General features: G+C 71.4%; 24 protein-coding genes. 14 read left to right on the top strand and 10 right to left on the bottom strand.

Annotation, left to right across the window (positions count from 1 at the left end; genetic code table 11):
- Positions 1-41 precede the first annotated feature (41 nt).
- The 3 genes from ACGFIQ_RS01170 (at position 42) to ACGFIQ_RS01160 (ending at position 2,197) form a co-directional block, all read left to right on the top strand.
- Positions 42-1,217, top strand: a complete 1,176-nt coding sequence (locus tag ACGFIQ_RS01170) for a sensor histidine kinase (protein WP_393237471.1) — start codon at positions 42-44, stop codon at positions 1,215-1,217.
- 162 nt (positions 1,218-1,379) lie between these two features.
- Positions 1,380-1,787, top strand: a complete 408-nt coding sequence (locus tag ACGFIQ_RS01165; RefSeq protein ID WP_393237468.1) for a VOC family protein — start codon at positions 1,380-1,382, stop codon at positions 1,785-1,787.
- Positions 1,784-2,197, top strand: a complete 414-nt coding sequence (locus tag ACGFIQ_RS01160; RefSeq protein WP_393237465.1) for a VOC family protein — start codon at positions 1,784-1,786, stop codon at positions 2,195-2,197. Before ACGFIQ_RS01165 ends, ACGFIQ_RS01160 begins: the two co-directional genes overlap by 4 nt.
- A gap of 1,549 nt (positions 2,198-3,746) precedes the next feature.
- Here the strand turns inward: ACGFIQ_RS01160 and ACGFIQ_RS01155 are convergent.
- The 4 genes from ACGFIQ_RS01155 to ACGFIQ_RS01140 form a co-directional block, all read right to left on the bottom strand.
- Positions 3,747-5,816 (bottom strand): 3-hydroxyacyl-CoA dehydrogenase NAD-binding domain-containing protein, encoded by a 2,070-nt coding sequence (locus ACGFIQ_RS01155; RefSeq protein WP_393237462.1) that lies wholly within the window; start codon positions 5,814-5,816, stop codon positions 3,747-3,749.
- On the bottom strand, positions 5,813-7,009 hold the full coding sequence (locus ACGFIQ_RS01150; RefSeq protein WP_393237459.1) for a thiolase family protein: 1,197 nt from the start codon (positions 7,007-7,009) through the stop codon (positions 5,813-5,815). The genes ACGFIQ_RS01155 and ACGFIQ_RS01150 overlap by 4 nt, the downstream gene beginning before the upstream one ends.
- Before the next feature lie 184 nt (positions 7,010-7,193).
- Positions 7,194-8,513 carry a ribonuclease D gene (locus ACGFIQ_RS01145; protein WP_393237456.1) on the bottom strand — a complete coding sequence of 440 codons (1,320 nt, stop codon included), beginning with the start codon at positions 8,511-8,513 and terminating at the stop codon, positions 7,194-7,196.
- A gap of 95 nt (positions 8,514-8,608) precedes the next feature.
- Complete coding sequence (locus tag ACGFIQ_RS01140) at positions 8,609-9,181, bottom strand: DUF3000 domain-containing protein (RefSeq protein ID WP_393237453.1); 573 nt, start codon at positions 9,179-9,181, stop codon at positions 8,609-8,611.
- A 136-nt stretch (positions 9,182-9,317) separates the two neighbouring features.
- On the opposite strand from ACGFIQ_RS01140, the gene hemE reads away from it, so the two are divergent.
- Genes hemE through hemQ form a run of 3 tightly spaced genes read left to right on the top strand, consistent with a single transcriptional unit; the run spans position 9,318 to position 12,581 of the window.
- Positions 9,318-10,415: a uroporphyrinogen decarboxylase gene (hemE, locus tag ACGFIQ_RS01135; RefSeq protein ID WP_393237450.1), complete on the top strand. Its 1,098-nt coding sequence runs from the start codon at positions 9,318-9,320 to the stop codon at positions 10,413-10,415.
- A gap of 7 nt (positions 10,416-10,422) precedes the next feature.
- Positions 10,423-11,883, top strand: a complete 1,461-nt coding sequence (gene hemG, locus ACGFIQ_RS01130) for a protoporphyrinogen oxidase (RefSeq protein WP_393237447.1) — start codon at positions 10,423-10,425, stop codon at positions 11,881-11,883.
- The gene (gene hemQ / locus ACGFIQ_RS01125) at positions 11,880-12,581 is read left to right on the top strand and encodes a hydrogen peroxide-dependent heme synthase (protein WP_357070256.1); all 702 of its coding nucleotides are present in this window, start codon (positions 11,880-11,882) and stop codon (positions 12,579-12,581) included. Before hemG ends, hemQ begins: the two co-directional genes overlap by 4 nt.
- Positions 12,582-12,641: 60 nt before the next feature.
- Here hemQ and ACGFIQ_RS01120 read toward each other — a convergent pair whose 3' ends face one another.
- The 4 genes from ACGFIQ_RS01120 to ACGFIQ_RS01105 all read right to left on the bottom strand — a co-directional run bounded on the left by ACGFIQ_RS01120 (position 12,642) and on the right by ACGFIQ_RS01105 (position 15,760).
- On the bottom strand, positions 12,642-13,742 hold the full coding sequence (locus tag ACGFIQ_RS01120; protein WP_393237443.1) for a lytic polysaccharide monooxygenase: 1,101 nt from the start codon (positions 13,740-13,742) through the stop codon (positions 12,642-12,644).
- Positions 13,743-13,864: 122 nt separating this feature from the next.
- The gene (locus ACGFIQ_RS01115) at positions 13,865-14,320 is read right to left on the bottom strand and encodes a GNAT family N-acetyltransferase (protein WP_393237440.1); all 456 of its coding nucleotides are present in this window, start codon (positions 14,318-14,320) and stop codon (positions 13,865-13,867) included.
- Positions 14,321-14,344: 24 nt separating this feature from the next.
- Positions 14,345-15,289 (bottom strand): DMT family transporter, encoded by a 945-nt coding sequence (locus ACGFIQ_RS01110; protein WP_393237437.1) that lies wholly within the window; start codon positions 15,287-15,289, stop codon positions 14,345-14,347.
- 210 nt (positions 15,290-15,499) lie between these two features.
- Positions 15,500-15,760, bottom strand: a complete 261-nt coding sequence (locus ACGFIQ_RS01105; protein WP_355051720.1) for a Prokaryotic metallothionein — start codon at positions 15,758-15,760, stop codon at positions 15,500-15,502.
- Between the two features lie 222 nt (positions 15,761-15,982).
- Between ACGFIQ_RS01105 and ACGFIQ_RS01100 the strand changes: the two genes are divergently transcribed.
- Positions 15,983-16,720: a lytic polysaccharide monooxygenase gene (locus tag ACGFIQ_RS01100; protein WP_393237434.1), complete on the top strand. Its 738-nt coding sequence runs from the start codon at positions 15,983-15,985 to the stop codon at positions 16,718-16,720.
- A 64-nt stretch (positions 16,721-16,784) separates the two neighbouring features.
- Entirely contained in the window at positions 16,785-17,396 is a 612-nt protein-coding gene (locus ACGFIQ_RS01095; RefSeq protein ID WP_393237431.1) for a DUF305 domain-containing protein, read from the top strand.
- 28 nt (positions 17,397-17,424) lie between these two features.
- Here ACGFIQ_RS01095 and msrB read toward each other — a convergent pair whose 3' ends face one another.
- On the bottom strand, positions 17,425-17,829 hold the full coding sequence (gene msrB / locus ACGFIQ_RS01090) for a peptide-methionine (R)-S-oxide reductase MsrB (protein ID WP_393237428.1): 405 nt from the start codon (positions 17,827-17,829) through the stop codon (positions 17,425-17,427).
- A 47-nt stretch (positions 17,830-17,876) separates the two neighbouring features.
- Here msrB and ligD point away from each other — a divergent pair, with 47 nt between their 5' ends.
- The 5 genes from ligD to ACGFIQ_RS01065 all read left to right on the top strand — a co-directional run bounded on the left by ligD (position 17,877) and on the right by ACGFIQ_RS01065 (position 21,824).
- Positions 17,877-18,914, top strand: a complete 1,038-nt coding sequence (gene ligD, locus ACGFIQ_RS01085) for a non-homologous end-joining DNA ligase (protein ID WP_393237425.1) — start codon at positions 17,877-17,879, stop codon at positions 18,912-18,914.
- Between the two features lie 155 nt (positions 18,915-19,069).
- Positions 19,070-19,750, top strand: coding sequence for a DUF5753 domain-containing protein (locus ACGFIQ_RS01080; RefSeq protein ID WP_393240240.1), 681 nt, complete (start codon positions 19,070-19,072; stop codon positions 19,748-19,750).
- Positions 19,743-19,934, top strand: a complete 192-nt coding sequence (locus ACGFIQ_RS01075) for a DUF397 domain-containing protein (protein WP_393237422.1) — start codon at positions 19,743-19,745, stop codon at positions 19,932-19,934. The genes ACGFIQ_RS01080 and ACGFIQ_RS01075 overlap by 8 nt, the downstream gene beginning before the upstream one ends.
- Before the next feature lie 131 nt (positions 19,935-20,065).
- The gene (gene cutA, locus ACGFIQ_RS01070) at positions 20,066-20,377 is read left to right on the top strand and encodes a divalent-cation tolerance protein CutA (protein ID WP_393240237.1); all 312 of its coding nucleotides are present in this window, start codon (positions 20,066-20,068) and stop codon (positions 20,375-20,377) included.
- Between the two features lie 196 nt (positions 20,378-20,573).
- Complete coding sequence (locus ACGFIQ_RS01065; RefSeq protein ID WP_393237419.1) at positions 20,574-21,824, top strand: DUF222 domain-containing protein; 1,251 nt, start codon at positions 20,574-20,576, stop codon at positions 21,822-21,824.
- Between the two features lie 150 nt (positions 21,825-21,974).
- Here the strand turns inward: ACGFIQ_RS01065 and ACGFIQ_RS01060 are convergent, their stop codons facing one another.
- Positions 21,975-22,712: a VOC family protein gene (locus tag ACGFIQ_RS01060; RefSeq protein ID WP_393237416.1), complete on the bottom strand. Its 738-nt coding sequence runs from the start codon at positions 22,710-22,712 to the stop codon at positions 21,975-21,977.
- Between the two features lie 120 nt (positions 22,713-22,832).
- On the opposite strand from ACGFIQ_RS01060, the gene ACGFIQ_RS01055 reads away from it, so the two are divergent.
- The gene (locus ACGFIQ_RS01055; RefSeq protein ID WP_393237413.1) at positions 22,833-23,477 is read left to right on the top strand and encodes a YdeI family protein; all 645 of its coding nucleotides are present in this window, start codon (positions 22,833-22,835) and stop codon (positions 23,475-23,477) included.
- Positions 23,478-23,490: the final 13 nt, after the last annotated feature.

The following is a 23,490-nucleotide window of genomic DNA, read 5'->3' as shown; positions in this document are numbered from 1 at the left end:
CCGGGTTTGCGAGCCCCGCAGTCGCGAACCGAGGGCGCACGGTGAGCCGCCGGGTGCGGCCCACCCTGCGGTTGCGACTGACGCTGCTCAACGGCGTGTTGCTGGTCGGCGCGGGAGCGATCCTGGTGCTGCTGGCCTGGCTGCTGGTCCGCGACGCGCTGCGCCCCACCGACGAGCTGCTGCCTGGTACGACGGTGCTGCTCTCCGACGGCGGGCGGATGGACGCGGCCGAGTGGCAGCGGCGACTTGTCGACGCCGCCTCCGGGGAGCTGCTGGCCAAGGGCCTGGTCGCGCTCCTGGCGATCAGTGTGGTCGGGGTGGCCGGCGCGTACGCGGTGGCGGGTCGGGCGCTGCGCCCGCTGCACCAGGTCACCGCGACCGCGCAGCGCCTCGGCGAGGCCACCCTGGACCAGCGGATCGGCTACTCGGGCGCCGACGACGAGGTGGCCGAGCTGGCCAAGACGTTCGACGCCATGCTGGACCGGATCGCGTCCGCGTTCGAGGCACAGAAGCGTTTCGTGGCGAACGCCTCGCACGAGCTGCGAACTCCGCTGGCCGTGATGCGTACCGAGATCGAGGTGACGCTCAGCGACGACGACGCGGATGCCGCCGAGTACCGCCGGATGGCGACGGTGGTCCGGGACGCGTCCGAGCGGGCCAACGGCCTGGTAGACGCGCTGCTGGTGTTGGCCCGCAGCGAGGCGCAGGCCGGGCGGCAGTTGGGCCGACGTACCGAGTGTGACCTCTCGGCGGGCACCGCGAACGCGTTGTCGGCGATGCGCCGCGAGGTGGAACGGATCGGCCTGCGGGTGCAGACGTCGCTGGAGTCCGCGCCGGTGGTGGGTGACCCGGGGCTGCTGGACCGGTTGGCCGGCAACCTGATCGAGAACGCGGTTCGCTACAACCACCTGCACGGTCGGCTCTGGGTGCGTACCGGCACCGACGGCCACCGGTCCTGGCTGGTGGTCGGCAACACGGGGTTCGAGGTGGACCAGGCCGACGTGCCGGGGCTGTTCGAGCCGTTCCGGCGTGGCGGCCGGGAACGCACCGGCGCCCGCGGGTCCGGGCTGGGCCTGTCCATCGTCCGCGCGGTCTGCACGGCACACGGCGGCACGGTACGGGTGATCGCGCAGCCCGGCGGTGGCCTGGAGGTCACTGTCACGCTGCCCTCGGCCGACGCCCCGGCGGTCAACGGCTCGGTGCCCACCGTCGGCTGAACGGGGTTGCGCGCGGCGCCCGACCACTGGGAAGATCACCCAGGTCAGCTCGCGAGCGGAAAGGGGGTGCGTCGATGTCCACACGTCAGGGCTCCGCACCCCGGGTTTCCGCCGGCTGACCCCGGGCAGCGGAGCGTCCCATCCCATTCGGAGGGAACACCCGTGTATCCACGGATCCGCAACATCAGTTTCGACTGCCACGACACGTACGCCCTGGCTGGCTTCTGGGCCGCCGTGCTCGGGTACGCCCGACACTCCGACGACGCCCCGGGTGACCCGGAGGCGGCCCTGCTGCCGTCGGACGACGCCACCCCGAACCTGTTCTTCCAAGAGGTGCCGGAGGAGAAGGTGACGAAGAACCGGCTGCACATCTGCCTGGAACCTGTCGACCGGAGCAGAGATGAGGAGGTCGAACGGGTGCTCGGCCTCGGTGCCACCCTGGTCACCGACCGTCGGAACGCCGATGGCACGGGCTGGGCGGTGCTCGCCGACCCGGAGGGGAACGAGTTCTGCGTGCTGCGCAGCGCCGGGGAACGTGTCGCCACCACCACTGTGGAGGACCAGCTGTGAGTTCGACGATCCACAACATCAGCATCGACTGTTCCGACACGTACGCCCTGGCCGGCTTCTGGGCGCAGGTCTTCGACTGCCCCCGGCAGCCGGACGACTTCCCCGGCGACCCGGAGGCGATGCTCCTGCCGCCGGGCGGCCCGGAGGTGCTGTTCCTCGCCGTGCCCGAGGGCAAGACGGTGAAGAACCGACTGCACCTGGACCTGCAACCCGCCGACCGCACCCGGGCCGAGGAGGTCGAGCGGCTGATCGGCATCGGCGCGACGCTCGTCGCCGATCACGTCGGCCCGACCGGCGGCGGTTGGGTGGTGCTCGCCGACCCGGAGGGCAACGAGTTCTGCATACTCGGCAACGTTGCCGAGCGGACGGCGGCAGCGGCGGCGCGGGTCGCGGCGGGAGACCAGGCCTGACCGCAAGCGTACGGTCCGGGGCCCCGGCCACCTTCGGGTGCCGGGGCCCCGGCGTCACGTCGCCGGGGCGGAGACCCGACCGTCGCGTTACGAACGCGGTCCTGGCTTGTTCGGTGGCCCGGCGAGGTATGCGGTCATGATCGACACGAGGGCGGCGGGGCAGGCGGCGTGGTGTTAGATGAGCGGCCACAGCGAGCCAGCGAAGGACGTGGGCAGATGGACAAGAGGGCGACCGAGCCGGTGCGGGCCTACCTTTAACCGTAGTGGTTGGCGAGGAAGCTGCACCGGTTCACGATCTCCGCGCCGGTGACGCTCGTTACGACCGCTGCTTTGGAGCGATTAGCGCCTTGCGATGGGCTACGTGGTGCGCTGCAAATGGCATGTGAGCGTCCTGCGCGCGGTTGCACGTTCCCACCCTTCGCATCCAGATCGAGCCGGCGGTCTCGGTTCTGATGGAAAGTCAACGGTGGACCTTCGTCTCGCTTGATATGGTCGGCGGCAGCGGGTGTCGGCGCTGGCTACCGAGGCACCCCTCACACAGGTCAACCCGTCGGTCGCGGCAAGGCTGGGGCGTGGGCCATTTCCTATTCGGCCAACCCGCGAAGTCCTATTCGGCCAACCCGCAAACCAAACTAACTTGCGTTCTCCCGCTTGCCTAGGACCGATCGCTGTGCGGCCGAGTCAGGCGGCTCGCTGAGTAAGTGAATGGTCCGAGCAAACCTGCTGCCACTCATCTTAAGTCCCCTGCGTTTGAACATGCGTTCGAACCCGTGCTGGAGGTGGAGTTGGCGCGCGATTCTTGATGCCGGAGAGTCGGGGCTTGCGGCGGGTGTTCGACCCCCGAGGCGACGCGGCCGTTGTCGATTCCATGACATGGCCCATGGCTCTCTCTAGCAACCCTTCCATGTCTGCCCTCGAGGTTGTGGTAGTCCCAACTTTGAACACCGGCTAGGAAGCAGGATCGATGGCCTGGAAGAGTTGGTCGGCAGGTCTCCAGACCGAAGCCCTTCCGGCCGTGATAGTAGCGTAACCCGCGCATTCCTGCTGTCCCTGCCTGTCGGCGTTCTCTGACCAGCTCGAATGCGGCATGGGTTCAGCCGCTGTTCACTGCTTGCTTGACCGTTGGCGTGATCTCGTGATAGCCATTCATGGCTTTAGAAATCTGGGGCCGTTGTTGTCCTTTCTGAATATTGGATTGCTGCCAACCAGTCCACGAGGAAAAGGAGCTTGTGATGAAAAAGAGGGCTATCCGCGCCGCAATTTGCGCCTCGTTGATGTCCGCCGCACTGGTAGCTGTCGCCTCACCGGCTCAGGCGGCCTGGGTATTCGTCGCCAGTTTCCCTTACACGCCTTATGGGCACGTCGCATGCGTGAGCGCGGCGGCGTTCTCTGACCGCGTCGACCGGTGCGTCGACGTTGGCTACGCCTACCATTTGCAGCGGGAGATCTAAATCGATTCGGTGTCGCAGGCGGCTCGGAATGAGTCTGCGGTGGTCGGTCCGTCCTCTTCGGATGGTCCGACCACCGCGACGGTGGTGCTGCGCTCTGCTCAGGCGGGCAGGCTCGCCGCCCCGCGGGGCAGGAACCGCTGACCGGTGACCCGCTCGGAGGTGCCGGTCCGATCCAGGTACGGCGTCACGCCACCCAGGTGGAACGGCCAACCGGCGCCCAGGATCATGCACAGGTCGATGTCCTGCGCCTCGGCGACCACGCCCTCGTCCAGCATCAGCCGGATCTCCTGCGCGAGCGCGTCGAGCGCGTTCTGGCGTACCTGCTCGGCGGTCAGCGGCTGGTCACCCACGACGAGCAGCTTGGCCACCTCGTCGTTGACCTGGTCGTCGACCACGATCGGCTGACCCGAGTCGGCGATCCGCTTGAGGTTCTCGCTGACGCCGTACCGCTCCGGGTACGCCGCGTGCAGGGTGCCGCCCACGTGGTACGCGACGGCCGGCCCGACCAGCTGGAGCAGGGCGAGTGGGCGCATCGGCAGGCCCAGCGGGTCCAGTGCGCTGTTTGCCACGTCCAGCGGTGTGCCGGCGTCGACGGCGGCGAAGACGGTGCCCAGGAAGCGGGTGAGCAGCCGGTTCACCACGAACGCCGGCGCGTCCTTGACCAGCACGCTCGACTTCTTGAGCTGCTTGCCGACCGCGAACGCGGTGGCCAGGGTGGCGTCGTCGGTACGCTCGCCGCGGACGATCTCCAGCAGCGGCAGCACCGCCACCGGGTTGAAGAAGTGGAAACCGACGACCCGCTCCGGGTGCTCCAGCTCGGCGGCCATCTCGGTGATCGACAGCGAACTGGTGTTGGTGGCGAGCACCGCCTCCGGGGAGACGATCTTCTCCAGCTCGGCCCAGACCTGCTTCTTGACGCCCAGGTCCTCGAAGACCGCCTCGATGACGAAGTCGGCGTCGGCGAAGGCGCTCTTGTCGACAGTGCCGCTGACCAGCCCGTACAGCTTGGCTGCGGTGCCCTTGTCCATCCGGCCCTTGGTGACGGCCTTCTCGATCTGGGTGTGCACGTAGCCGACGCCCTTGTCCACCCGGGACTGGTCCAGGTCGCTCATGACGACCGGCACCTGGAGACGACGGGCGAACAGCAGCGCCAACTGGCTGGCCATCAGGCCGGCGCCGACGATGCCGACCTTGGTGACGGTGCGGGCCAGGCCCTTGTCCGGTGCGCCGGCCGGCCGCTTGGCCCGCCGCTGCACCAGGTCGAAGGCGTACAGGCCGCTGCGCAGCTCCTCGGAGAAGACCAGGTCCGCGAGGGCCTCGTCCTCGGCGGCGGTGCCGGCGGCGAAGTCGCCGTCCTTGGCCGTCTCCAGCAGGTCCAGCGCCTTGTACGCGGCCGGGACCGCGCCGTGCAGCCGCTGGTTCAGCGTCTCCCGGGCGAAGTAGAGCACGCCCGCCCACATGTCCTTGTCGACCTCGGGCCGGGTGACTGTCACCTGACCGCGCACCACGTCGGCCGCCCACTCCAGGGAGCGCTCCAGGAAGTCGGCCGGCTCCAGCAGGATGTCCGCGATGCCCAGCTCGGCGGCCTGCTTCGGCTTGAGCATCTTGTTCTGCATCAGCGGGTTCTGGATGATCACCTGGGTCGCGGCGGGGATGCCGATCAGGTTCGGCAGCAGTTGGGTGCCACCCCAGCCGGGCACCAGGCCGAGGGAGACCTCGGGCAGCGCGAGCGCCGCCGCGCCACCGGAGAGCGTCCGGTAGTGGCAGTGCAGCGCCAACTCCAGGCCGCCGCCCATCGCCGCGCCGTTGACGAACGCGAAGGTGGGGACGCTGCTGTCCTTCAGCCGGGCGAAGACCCGATGGCCGAGGCGGCCGATCTCCAACGCCTGCGCGCGGTCGGCGAGCTGCGGCAGACCCAGGATGTCCGCGCCCACGCAGAAGATGTACGGCTTGCCGGTGACCGCGATGAACGCCGGATCGGCGGCGAGCGCGGCGGTGATCGCCTCGTCCAGGCTGGCCAGCCCGCCCGGCCCGAAGGTGTTCGGCTTGGTGTGGTCGAGCCCGTTGTCCAACGTGATCAGGGCGGCGGGCCGGTCCAGCCCCGGCACGTTCACCTGCCGCAGCAGCGCGCGGGTGACGACCTCGTTCGGTGCGGCCAGTGCGCTCACTTGTTGCCACCCTCCCAGTGCGGGTTCTCCCAGATGACCGAGCCGCCCATGCCGATGCCGATGCACATCGCGGTCACGCCGTAGCGGACCTCGGGGTGCTCGGCGAACTGCCGGGCCAGCTGCGTCATCAGCCGTACGCCGGAGGACGCGAGGGGGTGACCGATGGCGATCGCGCCGCCCCACTGGTTGACCCGCGGGTCGTCGTCGGCGATGCCGAAGTGGTCGAGGAAGGCGAGCACCTGCACGGCGAACGCCTCGTTCAGTTCGAACAGGCCGATGTCGTCGATGCTGAGCCCGGCGAGACGCAGCGCCTTCTCCGTCGACGGGATCGGGCCGACGCCCATCACCTCCGGCTCCACACCGACGAAGCCGAACGACACCAGCCGCATGGCGACCGGCAGACCCAGCTCGCGGGCGGTGGCCTCGTCGGCGAGCAGGCTCGCGGTGGCGCCGTCGTTCAGGCCGGCCGCGTTGCCCGCGGTGACCTTGCCGTGCGGGCGGAACGGGGTCTTCAGGGTGGCGAGCTTCTCCAGCGAGGTGTCCCGTGGGGCCTCGTCCACAGTCGCCAGGCCCCAGCCGCCCTCCTCGTCCCGGATGGACATCGGCACCAGGTCGTCCTGGAGCTTGCCGTTGGCGTACGCCTTCGCGGTCTTCTGCTGCGAGGCGAGCGCGAACGCGTCGGTGCGCGCCTTGGTGATGTGCGGGACCCGGTCGTGCAGGTTCTCCGCGGTGGCGCCCATGACCAGCGCGGACGGGTCGACAAGCTTCTCCGCGATGATGCGCGGGTTGGGGTCGACGCCCTCACCCATCGGGTGGTGCCCCATGTGCTCGACGCCGCCGGCGATGGCGACGTCGTACGCGCCCATGGCGATGCCGCTGGCCACGGTGGTCACCGCGGTCATCGCGCCGGCGCACATCCGGTCGATGGCGAAGCCGGGAACGGTCTTGGGCAGACCGGCCAGCAGGGCGGCGGTGCGGCCGATGGTGAGGCCCTGGTCGCCGATCTGGGTGGTGGCCGCGATGGCGACCTCCTCGACCCGCTCCGGAGGCAGCTGCGGGTTACGCCGCATCAGTTCCCGGATGCAGCGGATCACCAGGTCGTCGGCGCGGGTGTTGGCGTACATGCCACCCGCCTTGCCGAACGGGGTACGGACACCGTCGACAAAGACGACATCCCGAACTTCACGGGGCACTTGAGCCTCCTATTCGACCACGATCCGACCTTCGCGGAGCGGCACTCCGGACCGGACAAGGGTCGCCGACACGGGCACGTTCCCCCAAATGCTACTCGCCAGTAACCATCCCGGTCCCCACGTCCCCCTGTGGCCCACCCCACACCCCCCGCCCCGGAGAAAGTCAGGCGTGGGGGTGGGTGGGTTAGGGGGTGGGGGTCAGGGCTTCGGTTAGGGCGGGGGTGAGGAGGCCTATTTGCCATTCGCGGGCGTTGAGGCCGCGCAGGACCTCCGCGACCGCATCCTCGGTGAGCTCCTCCGGCGGGGTCCAGGCCAGCCGGCGGATCGAGTCCGGGGTGATCAGGTTTTCCGGCGGCAGGTTGTGCTCACCGGCGATGCGGACCACCACCTCCCGACACCGGGCCAGCCGGCCAGCCGCCACCGGATCCCGTTCGGCCCACCGGTGTGGCGGTGGTGGGCCCTCCACGGTCGGGGAGACCGGCAGCGAGTCGTCCGGCAACTGCCGGGCGTCGTCGAGCGCGGCGAGCCAGGTGCGGGCCAACCGCCGGACCGACCGACCGCCGAAACCGGGCAGGGTCAGCAGGGTCTTCTCGTCCTTCGGGTCCAACTCGGCAGCGGCGATGATCGCCGAGTCGGGCAGCACCCGACCGGGCGCGGCGTCCCGCCGGGCCGCGATCTGGTCCCGCGCGTACCACATCGAGCGGACCCGGGCCTGGGCCCGCGCCCCCCGCAGCCGGTGGATGCCGGAGGTACGCCGCCAGGGCTCGGCCCGGACCCGCGGCGGGCGCGCACCGGTGCGGACCAGCGCGGCGAACTCCTCCGCGGCCCAGGCCGACTTGCCCTGCCGGGTCAGCTCGGCGTCGAGTGCGTCGCGCAGGTCGGTGAGCATCTCCACGTCGAGGGCGGCGTACGTCAGCCACGACTCGGGCAGCGGTCGACTCGACCAGTCGGCGGCCGAGTGGTGCTTCTCCAGGGTGAACCCGAGCAACTGCTCGGTCAGCGCGGCAAGCCCGACCCGCTCGAACCCCGCCAGCCGGGCCGCCAACTCGGTGTCGAACAACCGGCGCGGGCGCAGCCCCACCTCGGCCAGGCAGGGCAGATCCTGGCTGGCCGCGTGCAGCACCCACTCGGCATCCCCGATCGCCGCGTCCAGCGCACTGAGGTCAGGCAGCGGCAGCGGGTCGATCAGCGCTGTGCCGGCGCCGGCCCGGCGCAGTTGCACCAGGTACGCGCGCTGGCTGTAGCGGTAGCCGGAGGCGCGCTCGGCGTCCAGGGCGACGGGGCCGCTGCCCGCCGCGAAGCGGGCCACGACCTCGGCGAGCTGGGCCGGAGCGGCCACCGGCTCGGGGGTGCCGTCACGCGGTGCGATCAGCGGAACGGGCCCACCGTCGGTCGGGTCCACCCCGTCGCCCGCCGGCTGCGGCTGGGCCGACGGCGGGTGCTGGGGTGCGTTGCCCGGGAGTTCTTCGGTGGGCCGACGGCGCAGGGGTGGTTCGTCGGTCACCTGCCAACCCTAGTGCGCGCGATGATCCGGCGTGTGCAGCCGGTCCGGCGCGTGTCGGTCAGGTGTCCGCGAAGTGTCCTTGCGGGCGCCGAACATCAGGCCGCGCCGGCGGGACGGCGGTCGGAGAGGGCGGTCACGCCGGGTGGGGGAAGGCCGGCCGTGGAGGCGAGCAGTGCGCACCAGCCGAGCAGGTGCGGGGTCAGGTCGTCGTCGACAGGCGTCCAGGAGGCGCGGATCTCGATGTCGCCCACGGTCGGTGGGCCGGCCAGGTCGCCGAACCGGGTCGACATGGTCTGCGTCACCGTCCCGCCGATCGCCCGGTGGTCGGCGTCATGGGCGTCCAACGCGTCGGTCAGCCACGTCCAGCCGACCCCGGGCAGCAGCGGGTCGGCGGCCAGGTCGACCTCCAACTCGGCGGTCACGTAGGTGACCAACCGCAGGGTGCCCTGCCACGCCTCGTGGCCGACCGGGTCGTGCAGCAGGATCAACCGGCCGGTCGCCACCTCGTCGCCGTCGCGCAGCACCGCCGCGGAGAGCGCGAACGCGTACGGGGCCAACCGCTGGGGGGCGCCGACCTCCTCCAGCGTGATCTCCGGCCGGGGGGTCGCCGATCGCAGCCCGGCGACCGCGCGGGCGAACGTCTCCGGGAGCGCGATCGGGGGGGCCATGTCGGCAGCCTATGCCGCAGTCGGTCCCCCGCTTCGACGGCGCGCCGACACCCGTGCCCCACCGGGGCTTTGGCAGAAGTCGCTCGTCCTTCACCCCAGGTGGGGTGGGGGTGGTGGGCGTGGCACGATTGCGGCGATGACCACGGACACCACGGGCTCTGTCGCCCGAGACGGAGAACCCCGCCCCGGCGGACCAGCCGACTCGCCCTTCGTCAGGGCCTGCCGACGACGGCCCGGCCCGCACACCCCGGTCTGGTTCATGCGCCAGGCCGGCCGCTCGCTGCCGGAATACCGGGAGATCCGGGCGACAGTGCCGATGCTGGAGTCCTGCCGCCGCCCGGAGCTGGTCACCGAGATCACGCTCCAGCCGGTGCGCCGGCACGGAGTGGACGCGGCCATCCTGTTCAGCGACATCGTGGTGCCGGTCGCCGCGGCCGGCGTCGACCTGGACATCGTGCCGGGCACCGGCCCGGTGGTCGCCGAGCCGATCCGCACCGCCGCCGACGTCCAGCGGATCCGCCCGATCACCCGCGACGACGTCTCGTACGTGGACGAGGCGGTCCGGCAGTTGGTGGTCGAGCTGGGCGACACCCCGCTCATCGGTTTCGCCGGCGCGCCGTTCACCCTGGCCAGCTACCTGGTGGAGGGCGGGCCGTCGCGCACCCACGCGAAGACCAAGGCCCTGATGTACGGCGACGAGGCGCTGTGGCACGCGCTCTGCGGCCGGCTGGCCGAGGTGACCCTCGCCTTCCTGCGGGTGCAGATCGAGGCCGGGGTCTCCGCCGTGCAGCTGTTCGACTCGTGGGCCGGCACGCTGTCCGAGGCCGACTACCGCCGCTACGTGCTGCCGCACTCGACAGCCGTGCTGAGCGGGCTCGTTGGCGCCGGGGTGCCCCGGATCCACTTCGGGGTGGGCACCGCCGAGCTGCTCGGTGCCATGGGCGAGGCCGGCGCGGACGTGGTCGGCGTGGACTGGCGTACCCCGCTGGACGTGGCGACGCGGCGGATCGGCCCGGACAAGGCGGTGCAGGGCAACCTGGACCCGACCGTGCTGCTCGCGCCGTGGCCGGTGGTGGAGGCCGAGGTGCGCCGCATCCTGGAGCAGGGCCGGGCGGCCCCCGGGCACGTGTTCAACCTCGGCCACGGTGTGCTGCCGGAGACCGACCCGGAGGTGCTGACCCGGGTGGTCGCGCTGGTGCACGAGCTGTCCAGCCGCCGGGCCGACCAGGGCTGAGAAGGCGATGCGGCAGCCCTGGCGGGTGGCGGTGGTCGGCGGCGGGATCGCCGGGCTGGCCGCCGCGGTCCGGTTGCGCGAGCGCGCACCGGCCGGCACCGAGATCACGGTGTACGAGCAGTCCGGCGCACTGGGCGGCAAGCTGCGTACCGGGGAGTTGGCCGGCCAGCCGGTGGAGTTCGGCGCCGAGTCGTTCCTGCTGCGGGACCCGACCGGGGGCGAGTCCGCCGCGGTGGCCCTGATCCGGCGACTGGGGTTGACCGACAAGGTCGTGCACCCGACGGTCGGGCAGGCCGCGCTGGTGATCGACGCTGGGCTGCGCCCCATCCCGGGCGGCACGCTTGTCGGCGTACCCGGGGATCTGGACCGGGTGACGTCGGTCGCCCGCCCGGCCGCGGGCGCCGACACCGACGACGGGCGGCCGCTTGTCGGTCCGGACGCGGACGTCTCGGTTGGCGCGTTGGTCCGGTCCCGCTTCGGTGACGAGGTGGTCGAGCGGCTTGTCGACCCGATGCTGGGTGGCGTGTACGCGGGCCGCGCCGACGATCTCTCCCTGGTCACGACGATGCCGGCGCTGGCCCGCACGGCCCGGGTGGAGCACACCCTGACCGGCGCGGTCCGGGCCGCGCAGGCCGCCGCGCCGCGTGCTCCCGGCGCCCCGGTGTTCGGCACCATCGCGGGTGGGCTCACCACCCTGGTCGAGGCGGCGACGACGGCCAGCGGTGCGACGGTCCGGCGAAACGCCGCCGTCCGCGAGCTGACCCCGACCGGCACGGGTTGGCGGCTCACCGTCGGCCCGACCCGCGATCCTGACGACGGCTCCAGGTCGCGGCGCGGCGGCAGACGCGCCGAGCTGGAGTCGTCGATGGTGGACGTGGACGCCGTGGTGCTGGCGGTGCCGGCGCGACCGGCGGCCCGGCTGCTCGCCGACCCGGCCCCGGCGGTCGCGGCGGGCGTCGGTGCGCTGGACTACGCGAGTGTCGCGCTCGTCACCCTGGCGCTGCCGCAACCGCACCTGCCCGAGTTGTCCGGCTTCCTGGTGCCCAGCACCGAGGGGTTGTTGATCAAAGCGGCGACCTTCTTCACCACCAAGTGGGGGCACCTGCGCCGGCCGGACGGGCTGGCGTTGGTGCGCGCCTCGGTGGGCCGGTACGGCGAGGAGGCGCACCTGCAACGCCCCGACGCGGACCTGGCGAGCACCGTGCACCGAGAGCTGTCGGCGGTGCTCGGCACCCCGCTGCCCGCCCCGGTCGACGGGCACGTGCAGCGGTGGGGCGGTGCGCTGCCGCAGTACGCCCCGGGGCACGCCGACCGGCTCGCCGCCGCACGGGCGGCGTTGCGGGCCGCGCACCCCACCCTGGTCCTCGCCGGCGCCGGTTACGACGGCGTCGGCATCCCGGTCTGCGTCCGCTCCGGCGAGACGGCGGCCGACGAGATCATTACAGCACTGGGAGGATCGGCGAGATGACCGAGCAGACCAACGCGGCGCGCCTGCGGGAGCTGAACGACAGCATCCGCTACACGATGTGGTCGGTGTTCCGGGCCAGTGCCCCGCTGCCGTCACTGCGGGACAACGTCACAGGCGAGGTCGTGGCCCTCTTCGACGAGTTGGCCGGCAAGGACGTGGTGGTCCGGGGCGTGTACGACGTCTCCGGTCTGCGCGCCGACGCGGACGTGATGATCTGGTGGCACTCGGCGTCCCCCGACGCGCTGCAGGACGCGTACCTGCGGTTCCGCCGCACCACGCTGGGCCGGGCACTGACCCCGGTCTGGTCGCAGATGGCGCTGCACCGGCCGGCCGAGTTCAACAAGAGCCACATCCCGGCGTTCCTGGCCGGCGAGGAGGCCCGCCCCTATATCTGTGTGTACCCGTTCGTCCGCTCCTACGAGTGGTACCTGCTGCCCGACGCCGAGCGGCGCGAGATGCTGGCCGAGCACGGCAAGATGGCCCGCGGCTACCCGGACGTACGCGCCAACACGGTCGCCTCGTTCGCGCTCGGTGACTACGAGTGGATGCTCGCCTTCGAGGCCGACGAGCTGCACCGGATCGTGGACCTGATGCGGGACCTGCGCGCCTCCAGCGCCCGCCGGCACGTCCGCGAGGAGGTCCCCTTCTACACGGGCCGCCGCCGCTCGGTCGCCGAGATCGTCAACTGCCTGGTCTGACCCCCGGGCTACCCGCCGGCCGGTGCCGCACCCCCGCCCGGGTGCGGCACCGGACGGAGGTCAACTGGTCGACGTGCAGGTGACCAGCGGAACCGGGTTGCTGCCGTTCCACGAGCCGAGGAAACCGAACGTGGTGCTCGCGCCGGCGGCGAGGGTGCCGTTGTGGTTGGCGTTGCGTGCGGTGACCAGCGAGCCGTTGGTGCTGACCGTGGAGTTCCACGACGAGGTGACCTGCTGGCCGTTGTTGTAGTTCCAACTCACCGACCAACCCCGGGTGGGCGAGCCGCCCGCGTTGACCTTCACCTCGGCCTGGAAGCCGCCGGCCCACTGGCCGGTGACCTCGTACGTCGCCGTGCAGGCCCCGGCCGGCGGCGGGGTGGTCGGCGGCGGCGTGGTCGGCGGGGGCGTGGTGGGCGGCGGCGTCGTCGGCGGGGGAGTGGTCGGCGGCGGGGTGCTCGTGCCGCCGCCGAAGGTGACGTCGCTGCACAGGTAGTACGACTGGTCGGCGTGGCTGGCCTGCCAGACGGTGTAGACGATGTGCCGGCCGGTGCGCCCGGCCGCGTTCACCGGGATCTGGATGGAGACGCCGCCGGTGTCCGGGTTCCACTGGGAGGCCGGCGTGTTGCCGATCTGACCGGCCAACTCCAGGTCGTCCCAGCCGAGCGGCTCGGTGAGCGCGTCGAAGCCCTGCTTGGTCACGTACACCCGGATGTAGTCGGCGCCGTGACTGGCCCCGTCGAAGAAGCGGAGCCGGAAGTTGTTCGACACCGCTGTGGTCTTCCACGCGCCGATGGTGTCCAGCGAGTTGTAGCGCGGGCTCTGGGTGCGACCGCCGCTGCACAGTTGGCCGTTGGGGACGGCGGCCTGGTGGTTGCCGCCCACGCCCTCGCGGAACAGGCCGTTCCAGTTCCACATCGCGGCCGGGTCGGCCTGCCAGGCCTGCCAGCACATCGGGTCTTCGGTGGCCATCCGAGGGTTCTGGAAGTCAGCACCCCAGCGTTGCCAGCAGCTGTAGTTGCGCGAGGCCGGGTCGACGACCGACCCGTGCGCGGAGGCGGGCTGGGACTGCATGGTGTTTATCGCGGTCGTCAACAGGAGCGTGCTGGTCGCCGCGATGGCGAACAACCAGAGCACGCGTCGAGATCGGGTGAGAGTGGACATGGAGCCCCCGGGGGGATGAGGTCGGTCGGACGACGGCACCCGGATCGACGGGAGTTGCCCACTCCCGTGCCCACTCGCTGGCTCCCGCGCTGGCTCTCCCCGGAACGATGCCAGGCTGATCGTCAGCCGTCAATGGCATCGCGTCGCATCGGGGTGTGCGGGATGCCGTCCTCGACGTACTCCGGGCCGCTGACCGTGAAACCGTGCCGGGCGTAGAACGCGACCAGGTGTGACTGGGCGTCCAGCACGCAGGGCCGGTTGCCCACCACCTCCAACGCCGCGGTCATCAGCCGGCCGGCGTGTCCGCCGCCGCGCGCCGCCGGGGCCACCACCACCCGACCGATCCGGGCGGCGCCGTCCGGGTCGGCCAGGATTCGCAGGTACGCCAGCGGCGCGCCGCCGTCGGTGAGCCAGAGATGCCGGGTGCCCGGGTCCACGTCACGTCCGTCGAGTTCCGGGTACGGGCAGTTCTGTTCCACCACGAACACGTCGATGCGCAGTTTGAGCAGGTCGTGGAAGGTGCGGGCGTTCAGGTCGGCGAAGGACGCCGTCCGGATCTCGGTGGTCTGTTGGGGCATCCACCGATGGTAGGTCGAGCCGGTCTACCTGGTGTCGTCCCGGTCGGGTGCGAGGTAGGTGGCGGCCACGGCGGTGAGCAGCAGGACACCGCCGACGCTGACCGGCAGCGGCAGCGGCTCGTGCAGCAGGGCCACCGCCAGTGCCGCGGCGGTGAGCGGTTCGAGCAGGGTCAGCACGGCGGCGACGCTGCCCTCAGTCGTGCGCAGACCGGCGTAGAACAACGCGTACGCCACCGCGGTGGTGACCACCCCGAGGTGCAACAGCAGTGCCACGGCGTCCAGGCGTACCGGCACGCTGGCCCCGGCGACCAGGGCGAACGGCGCCAGGGTCAGCGCACCGACCACCGTGGAGACGGTGGTCAACGTCATCGGCCCGGTGCGCTGCGACACCTCCCGGCTGATCAGGGTGGTCACCGCGTACCCCAGGCCGGAGCCCGCCGCGGCGAGCAGGCCGAGCAGTGGGGCGGGGGCCGCCACGCTGGGGTCCGCCGTGGCGCCGGTGATCAGGGCGAGGCCGGCCACGGCCGCGACGAGCGTGCCGAGGCGCAGCGGGCCGGGGAGCCGTCGGGCGCGCACCGACTCCCAGGTCGCGGCGAGCACCGGGGCCAGGCCCAGGCTGACGACTGTGGCGACGCTGACGCCGGCCCAGGCCACGGCGGCGAAGTAGAGCGCCTGGTAGAGACCGAGGCCGATGCCGGTGAGCAGCAGCGGTACGGGTGCCGCGCGCAGGGCGGCCAGGATCGTGCCGAGCCGGCCGGCGGTGCACGCCAGCAGCACGAGCGCGGCGATCGCGAGTCGATGGAAACCGATGCTCACCGGGCTGAGCCCGGTGCTGTCACGCAGGAGTTGCACCGCCACGCCGGTGGTGCCCCACAGCACGCCGGTGACGGTGATCTGGATCAGGCCGGTGCGGGCCGAACGGACGGTCGTGGCCGGGGCGGCCGGCGGCACGGTACGGGAGAGGGACACGGATGCGCTCCGAAGGGTGAGCCGTTGACGGGGACGACGTCGACGGAGCGCGTACGGCAGGGGGCCGAACCGGGTCAGTCACCCGGTCGGCGAGGGCGCGGCGCTCCGTTCAGGAGCGCGGCGGGGGAAGAACACCCAGCGGTGGCCGCATGGCGACGACCGTAGCGCAGAATCGTGCCCGGGTGGGGGCGTTCTTCGGCCGGTGTGCGGTCAGGCGGGGCGTGCGCCGACGGCGTCGCGGATCTCGGCGCCCTCGGCGCCCTCGACCGCGCGGGCGCAGTGCCCACAGCAGAAGAAGCGGCCGTTGACCTCGACGCCATGCCCAACGATCTTGACTTGGCAGTGCTCGCAGATCGGTGCCATCCGGTGGATCGCGCACTCGAAGGAGTCGAAGGTGTGCACGTCACCGCTGACGGTGTGCACCTCGAACGCCATCCAGTAGTCGTTGCCGCAGACCTCGCACGTGGCCATGACCGACCTCCCTCATTGCACCGTTTCGCCCCAGGATGCCGGATGTCTGGACGCGCGCGGACCGGAATGCCGCTCTCCGGCGGCCTAGGCGGCGTGTCGGCTCCGGCGTGTTGCGCTACCTCGGCCGCCATCGATGGATTTATCGATGGGAGTCTTTACTGTTAACAATGTTTAAATTACGTTGAGGGGTACCTACCGGACCCTGGAGAAGGAGCCGCCCCGATGCGTCGAAGAATCACCATCCCGCTGGTGGCGGCCGGTGCTGTCACCGCCACCCTCGCCCTCGCCGCTCCCGCGCAGGCGCACGGCTACGTCTCCGCCCCGCCCAGCCGGCAGGCGCTCTGCGCACAGGGCCGGGTGCCCGACTGCGGGCAGATCAAATACGAGCCGCAGAGCGTGGAAGGGCCCAAGGGCCTGCGCAGTTGCAACGCGGGCATCGCCCAGTTCGCCGTCCTCAACGACGACAGCCGCGGCTGGCCGGCCACCTCGGTCGGTAGCTCGCTGACCTTCACCTGGGTGAACACCGCCCGCCACGCCACCAGCAACTGGGAGTACTGGATCGGCAGCACCCGGGTCGGCGTGGTCAACGGCAACGGCCAGCAGCCGGGCGCCACGGTCTCGCACACCGTCAATCTCGGCGGCTTCTCCGGGCGGCAGAAGATCCTCGCGGTGTGGAACATCTCCGACACTGCGAACGCCTTCTACTCCTGCATCGACGTGCAGATCGGCGGCGGGTCGAACCCGAGCCCCACGCCGAGCGCCTCACCCACCCCACGGCCCACCCCGACCACCGCGCCGACCACCACGCCCGCCCCGGGCGGCAGTTGGACGACGGGCCGGGCGTACCAGGTCGGCGACCAGGTCACCTACGGCGGAGCGACATACCGCTGCCGGCAGGCGCACACGGCGATCCCCGGCTGGGAGCCGCCGAACGTACCGGCGCTCTGGCAACAGGTCTGACCCCCACGGGTGCGGCCACCTGTCGCACCCGTGTCGCCGTCCCCGCGTGAACGGAGCACCCGACATGCCCCGTCGTACCCGTCTGGTGTCCCTCGTCGCCGCGCTGCTGCTCACCGGCGGCTGCGGCGGGTCGCCCACGTCGAGCCCGCCGGTCGTGCCGCAACCGGCGCCCGCAGCCGGACCGGCGTCGTCCGGGGGTGCCGCGTCCGGGGGCGCCGTAGCCGCCCTCGCGCCGGACGCGATGAGCGGGATCGACGTGGTCTTCCTGAGCACCATGGTCGGGCACAGCGAACGCACCCTGCAGATCGTCGCGCTGGCCCGGGACCGGCTGCGCGACGACACGCTGCGTACCCTGGCCGCCGCCATCGAGGCGACCGAGGCCGACGAACTCACCGCGATGCGCGGCTGGCTGCCCACGGCCGGACCGGGGGCCAGTGCGGCCGTACACCGGCATGACGGGCACGGCGACGACGCCGCGCTCGACCGGCTGCGGACCGCGACCGCCGCGGACGTCGACCGGGTGCTGCGCGACGTGCTCGCCGACCATCAGCGCGCGGCGGCCGACCTGGCCCGAGCCCAGGTCGGCGTCGGCCGAAACGAGCAGGTCCGCGACCTGGCCCGGCGGATCGAGCAGTCCCGGACCGCCGAGGTCGAGCTGCTCGGGGGTACGCCGTGAGTGCGTCGCTGTGCCCGGACCGCTCAAGTCAGTGGGGTTCCAGCCGGACCGAGATCGAGTTGACGCAGTGCCGGGTGTCCTTCGGGGTGAAACCCTCCCCGTGGAACACGTGCCCGAGGTGGCTGTCGCAGCGCGCGCAACGGATCTCGGTGCGGGCCATGCCGAGGCTGCGGTCCTCGATCTCCTTCACCCGGCCCGGGATGGCGTCGTCGAAGCTCGGCCACCCGCAGTGCGAGTCGAACTTCGTGTCACTGGAGAAGAGCTCCAGCCCGCAGGCGCGGCAGTGGTAGACCCCCTGGGTCTTCGTGTCCACGTACTCACCGACCCACGGGCGCTCGGTGCCGGCCTCCCGCAGGACGTGGAACTCCTCGGGGGTCAACCGGACCCGCCACTCGTCTTCGCTGCGGGGCAGTTCGTTGTCGTCAAGACTCACCCGTCAACGGTACGTCGAACGCCGGGGGTGTGGCATAAGGTCGCGAGATGGCGGGCACCAAGGCAGCGGTCACCGAGGTCGAGGTGGCCGGGCACAGCGTACGACTGAGCAGTCCCGATCGGGTGATCTTCCCCCAGCGGGGCTTCACCAAGGCGGACGTCTTCCACTACTACCTGGCGGTGGGCGACGGGATCATGCGTGCCCTGCGGGAGCGGCCCACCACGCTGCAACGCTTCCCCGAGGGCGTCGAGGGTGAGGCGTTCTTCCAGAAGCGGGTGCCCACCCGAGGGGTGCCGCCCTGGGTGACGACCGCCCAGATCACCTTCCCCAGCGGTCGCAGCGCGGCGGAGCTGTGCCCGGCCGATCTGGCGCACGTGGCCTGGGCGGCGCAGATGGGCACCATCGTCTTCCATCCCTGGCCGGTGCGCGCCGCCGACGTCGACCGACCCGACGAGCTGCGTATCGACCTCGACCCGCAGCCCGGCACCGACTTCGCCGACGCCGCGCAGGCCGCCGCGGAGGTCCGCGCGCTCCTCGACGAGCTGGGCGCGACCGGCTGGCCGAAAACCTCCGGCGGTCGCGGCGTGCACGTCTACCTGCGCATCCAGCCCCGCTGGACGTTCACCGAGGTGCGCCGGGCCACCATCGCCCTCGCCCGGGAGGTGGAGCGCCGCAACCCCGACCTGGTCACCACCGCCTGGTGGAAGGAGGAGCGCGGCAGCCGGGTCTTCGTCGACTTCAACCAGATGGCCCGGGACCGGACTATCGCCTGCGCGTACTCCCTGCGAGCCAACGCACGGGCCACCGTCTCCACGCCGGTCACCTGGGACGAGCTGCCCGACGTCGACCCGGACGACTTCGACCTGCGGACCGTGCCGACGCGGCTCGCCGAGCGCGGCGACCCGCACGCCGGCATCGACGACGCACCGTGGGACATCACCCCGCTGTTGGAGTGGGCCGACCGCGACGCCGCCGCCGGCCAGGGCGACCTGCCCTACCCACCGGACCACCCGAAGATGCCAGGCGAACCCAAGCGCGTGCAGCCCAGCCGCGCCAAGCGCACTCCCGACGACGAGGTTGCCTGAGGCGGCGAACGCCGGTGCGGCTACGCGCGCGCTGGGTAACGCGGCCGTCGTGGCCGGGCAGCAGGCTGGACGATCACGGGAGCGGTGACCTTCACCAGGCCGCCGCGTATGACGAATATCGACCTCCGGGCCGTGGCGTCACCAGCGGGGTTCAACTGGTATCCATCAATCCGCAGCCACCCGTCGTCCTCGTCAGCCTGGCCAAGGAGTCCAAGAGCAAGGGCTGGTACCACGCCTATGGCGAGGTGATCCCGCGCTGGTTTGAGCTGTACGTCGGGCTTGAGTCAGCGGCCAGTCGAACCCGGAGCTATGAGCACGCGGTGGTGCCGGGGCTGTTGCAGACGCCGGAGTACGCAGCGCAGGTGGTCCGTACGCGCCCGAGCGTGCCGGACGACGAAGCGGCAAAGCTGGTTGAGTTGCGTATCGAGCGCCAGCGGTTACTAACGCGGAAGCGGCCTGCCGCTCCCGCACTGGACGTGATCATCGAGGAAGCTCTACTACACAAAGACGTGCCCGGTATGCCGGCACAGATAGACAAGCTTGTGCGGGCTAGTGATGCACGCAATGTGTCCATCAGGGTGCTGCCGCTGAACGGCGCGATCACTCAAGTCGTGGTGTCGGGCGGATTCGTCATCCTCGACTTTCCGACGAACGGGGCGAGGTCCGCCGAGCCGACGACGGTATACAACGAGGGTCTTTCGGGTGCGCTCTACCTGGATCGAGTTGAAGAGGTCAGGACGTACGCGGAAGTTTGGAACGCCCTCACCGCTCAAGCGTTGAGCGTTGAGGAATCCCGGAAGCTGATGCAGGGAATCAAGGAGAGGCACCATGATTGATCTGACCGGCGCGGCCTGGCGCAAGAGCACCCGGAGCGGAGCACAAGGTAACTGTGTGGAGGTTGCCGACAACATTCCGGGTGTCGTCGCTGTTCGGGACAGCAAGGATAAGGATGGCCCTGCGTTGGCCTTCCTTCCGGTGACCTGGGGCGCGTTCGTCTCGTACGTGAAGGCAGCCAAGTAGCCCGCTGAGGCTGCCGGAACGACGGGAAACCCCCGACTCTCCCGCAGAGGACAGGTCGGGGGTTTCTGGCACCTCGTTGTGCGGGTCCGTATACCCGCCACCCAGCTAGCCTTTGCGAGGTGAGCGACTACATGCAGGTGTCCACCGCCGCCCCCACCCGGGAAGCGGCAGTGCGGCTGGCCGAAGGCGCAACGGCGGCACGCTTGGCGGCAGGCGCGCAGGTGGCCGGACCGGTGCTGTCGGTGTATTGGCACCTCGGCGAGCAGGGCATGAGCGAGGAATGGCAGGTGCTGCTGTACACCACGACCGACAGGTACCCGCGGTTGGAGGCGTACCTCATCGACGCACACCCGTGGGAAAACCCTCAGGTCACCGCCACGGCGGTCGTTCACGCCTCGGCCGACTACCTGGCGTGGATCAAACGGACAGTCGAGGGCGGGTAGCCGCCTCGGTAGAGCCGGTCTGCCGCAGCGGCAACGCTGTGCCAGGCGACGAGGACGGTCTCGGCGACGATGTCGGCCGCGTCCTCGGGCTGCTCGACGCGCCGCATCGCGTACGCCAGCAGTGGCTCGACGTTGACCGTGTGCGCGGCCGCCGGTGTCGCGCGAACTTGTCGTACACCTGTTCTAGGGTTTGGTGGTGATCGATGAGTTGGCACGGGCGGAGAGTGCGGTGGCGACCTGCGCCGACGCGTCCGTTTGGGCGCTCTCCGAGCACGACCTGGTCGCGGCGCTCGACGCCACGCACCGGCTTCAGCAGCGGCTGGCGGCGGTGCAGTTGGCGGTCGTTCGGGAGCTGGACGGTCGGGGCACCGCGGTCGGGCAGGGCGCGTCCTCGACGACCGTCTGGTTGCGTCACCGCCTACGCCTTGACGTCGCCGCTGCCCGTCGACTGGTCGGCCTCGCCGCTTCGCTCGACGTGGCACCGCCCGCCGTGCGTGACGCTCTGGCGAGCGGGGCCGTCACCGTGGAGCAGGCCCGGGTCATCGCCGAGGCGGTCGCCACCGTGTCGGCCCGCGCCGGGGGTGAGGTCGCCGACAAGGCCGTGGGCGTGCTTGTCGACTGGGCCGCGCAGTTCGACCCCACCCTGCTGCGCAGGCTCGGCAGCCGGATCCTCGACCACGTCGCACCCGAGATCGCCGACGCCGCCGCGGCGGCGGCCCTGGAGGCCGAGGCCGCTCGCGCCGCCCGCGACCGGCATGTCACCGTCTCCGAGCGGGTCGGCGGGCGACTACGGCTCAGCGGCACCCTCGACGCGGAGACCGCCGCGCTCGTGCGCGCCGCCATCGACCCGCTCAGCGCACCCTGCGGGCCCGACGACACCCGCACCGCCGGCCAGCGTCGGCACGACGCCCTCGCCGAGGTGTGCCGGCTGGTGCTGCGTACCGGCGAGCTGCCCGAACACGGCGGCGACCCGGCCCAGCTCGTCGTCACCACCGACTTCGACGGGCTGACCCGGCAGTTGGGTGCCGGCACCCTCGACACCGGCGCGCACGTCACCCCGGAGGCCGTGCGTCGGCTCGCCTGCGACGCCGCCATCCTGCCCGCCGTGCTCGGCGGTGCCGGTCAGGTCCTCGACGTGGGCCGGCAGCGACGCCTCGTCACCGGCCCGCTGCGACGGGCGTTGGTGCTGCGCGACGGCGGCTGCGCCTTCCCCGGGTGCGACCGGCCGCCCCGGTGGTGCGCCGCCCACCACATTCGACACTGGGCCGACGGCGGCCCGACAAGTCTCGACAACGCGGTGCTGCTCTGCGGCCACCACCATCGGCACCTGCACCAGACCGAGTGGGTGGTCCGGCTGGGGGGCGACGGCAAACCGGAGTTCGTCCCGCCGGCCTGGCTCGACCCCGACCAGATCCCACGCCGCAACCACTACCACCGGCGAACGTAGCCGATCCCCAATGACCCGAAGCGGGGAGCGAGGTGCGAGGCTGCTCGCGGTGTTCCGCCGCCCCGGGCGCGTCGCAGCGTTCGGGCGGGCCGGCGGTCGCGCCCGCGCGGATGATCGGGGTCGCCGCCGCGCGGATGAAGCGGGTTCGGGTCAGCCTGGGGTGAGGACGCAGAACTCGTTGCCTTCGGGGTCAGCGAGGACCGTCCACGGGACCTCGTTCGGGCCCAGGTCGACGGTGGTGGCGCCGAGGGTCCGCAGTCTGGCCGCCTCGACCGCCAGGTCGTCACCCGGATAGGGGCGAACGTCGAGATGGACGCGATTCCAGCCGGTCTTCACGTCGGGCGTACGGATGAACTCCAGATAGGGGCCGACGCCCTGGGCGGAGCGCAGCACCGCGCTGTCGTCGGTCACCTCGTGCAGGGTCCAGTCCATGGCCTTGTTCCAGAAACTGGCCATGGCTCGCGGGTCCGCGCAGTCGACCACCACGGCGGCGATCGGGCCGGTGTCCCGGTAGCGCGGTCGGGGGTCCAGCACGCAGAACTCGTTGCCCTCCGGGTCGGCGAGGACCGTCCACGGCACGTCACCCTGGCCGATGTCGGCGGGTGTCGCACCCAGATCCAGCAGGCGCGTGACCAGTTGCTCCTGCTGGGCCGCCGAGGTGGTGGCGAGGTCGACGTGCACGCGGTTCTTCACCGTCTTGGGTTCCGGGGAGACGACGAGGTCGATGCAGACGGCGACGGGGTCGGGATAGACGAAGCCCTCGGGTTCGAGGTTTGTCACACCGGGTCCCTCGCTGGAGACTCCCCAGCCGAGTGCCTCCGCCCAGAAACCGCCGAGGGCGGAGTCGTTGCGAGCCTTCATGTTGATCTGCACGAGCCGCGTCGCCATGGCGACGATGATAGGGCCCGGCCGGCCGACCGGCGGCTGCGGCCGTGGCGGGGGCGGGGGCGGCGGGGGCCATCGAGTCGGCGTGGCGGCAGCGTCGGTCGTGGCGGTTAGCCTGCCGTCATGGCGAGCCCAGAGCTGGATGAGTTGATCGTCGCGGACGCCGACGCCCTGCGCGTGTGGTTGTCGGCCAACCACGCCACGTCCCCCGGTGTCTGGGTGGCCCTGACCAAGAAGGGCGGCACCGTCACGACGCTGACCTGGCAGCAGGCGGTCGACGAGGCCCTGTGTTTCGGCTGGATCGACGGGCAGGCCCGGAAACGGGATGCGGAGACGTCCTGGATCCGGTTCACCCCGCGCCGGTCCCGCAGCTCCTGGTCGCAACGCAACGTCGCCCACGTGGCCCGGCTGGAGGAGCAGGGGCGCATGCAACCCGCGGGGCGCGCCGCTGTCGAAGCCGCGAAGGCGGACGGGCGGTGGGCTGCCGCCTACGCCCCGTCGTCGGAAGTCGAGGTGCCGGCCGACCTCCTGGCCGCCATCGCGGCGGACCCCGCCGCGCAGGCCATGTTCGACGTGCTCACCAGGACCAACCGGTTCGCTCTCGCCCACCGTGTCAACGGCGTCAAGAGGGCGCAGACCCGCGAGCGGAAGATCGTCGAGTTCGTCGCCATGCTGGCCCGGCACGAGACGATCCACCCGCAGAAGGCGAGGCCGGTGTCCGGGCCGACGCCGGGCCGCGCGGGAGGCGACTCCCCAGAGAGCGATTGACTTTCGATAGGTA

This window comes from Micromonospora sp. NPDC048898, assembly GCF_043198035.1.
GTDB lineage: Bacteria > Actinomycetota > Actinomycetes > Mycobacteriales > Micromonosporaceae > Micromonospora.
Note: the sequence above shows the minus strand (reverse complement) of the source record. Positions and strands in the feature narration are given on the sequence as shown.

Excerpts from the sequence above, each read along its gene's own strand:
- hemG (WP_393237447.1), top strand. The coding sequence starts at position 10,423 with ATGCGGCAGCCCTGGCGGGTGGCGGTGGTCGGCGGCGGGATCGCCGGG.
- ACGFIQ_RS01055 (WP_393237413.1), top strand. The coding sequence starts at position 22,833 with ATGGCGAGCCCAGAGCTGGATGAGTTGATCGTCGCGGACGCCGACGCC.
- ACGFIQ_RS01115 (WP_393237440.1), bottom strand. The coding sequence starts at position 14,320 with ATGCCCCAACAGACCACCGAGATCCGGACGGCGTCCTTCGCCGACCTG.
- ACGFIQ_RS01105 (WP_355051720.1), bottom strand. The coding sequence starts at position 15,760 with ATGGCCACGTGCGAGGTCTGCGGCAACGACTACTGGATGGCGTTCGAG.
- hemE (WP_393237450.1), top strand. The coding sequence starts at position 9,318 with ATGACCACGGACACCACGGGCTCTGTCGCCCGAGACGGAGAACCCCGC.
- ACGFIQ_RS01095 (WP_393237431.1), top strand. The coding sequence starts at position 16,785 with ATGCCCCGTCGTACCCGTCTGGTGTCCCTCGTCGCCGCGCTGCTGCTC.
- ACGFIQ_RS01060 (WP_393237416.1), bottom strand. The coding sequence starts at position 22,712 with ATGGCGACGCGGCTCGTGCAGATCAACATGAAGGCTCGCAACGACTCC.
- ACGFIQ_RS01075 (WP_393237422.1), top strand. The coding sequence starts at position 19,743 with ATGATTGATCTGACCGGCGCGGCCTGGCGCAAGAGCACCCGGAGCGGA.
- hemQ (WP_357070256.1), top strand. The coding sequence starts at position 11,880 with ATGACCGAGCAGACCAACGCGGCGCGCCTGCGGGAGCTGAACGACAGC.
- cutA (WP_393240237.1), top strand. The coding sequence starts at position 20,066 with ATGCAGGTGTCCACCGCCGCCCCCACCCGGGAAGCGGCAGTGCGGCTG.
- ligD (WP_393237425.1), top strand. The coding sequence starts at position 17,877 with ATGGCGGGCACCAAGGCAGCGGTCACCGAGGTCGAGGTGGCCGGGCAC.
- ACGFIQ_RS01120 (WP_393237443.1), bottom strand. The coding sequence starts at position 13,742 with ATGTCCACTCTCACCCGATCTCGACGCGTGCTCTGGTTGTTCGCCATC.
- ACGFIQ_RS01140 (WP_393237453.1), bottom strand. The coding sequence starts at position 9,181 with ATGGCCCCCCCGATCGCGCTCCCGGAGACGTTCGCCCGCGCGGTCGCC.
- ACGFIQ_RS01100 (WP_393237434.1), top strand. The coding sequence starts at position 15,983 with ATGCGTCGAAGAATCACCATCCCGCTGGTGGCGGCCGGTGCTGTCACC.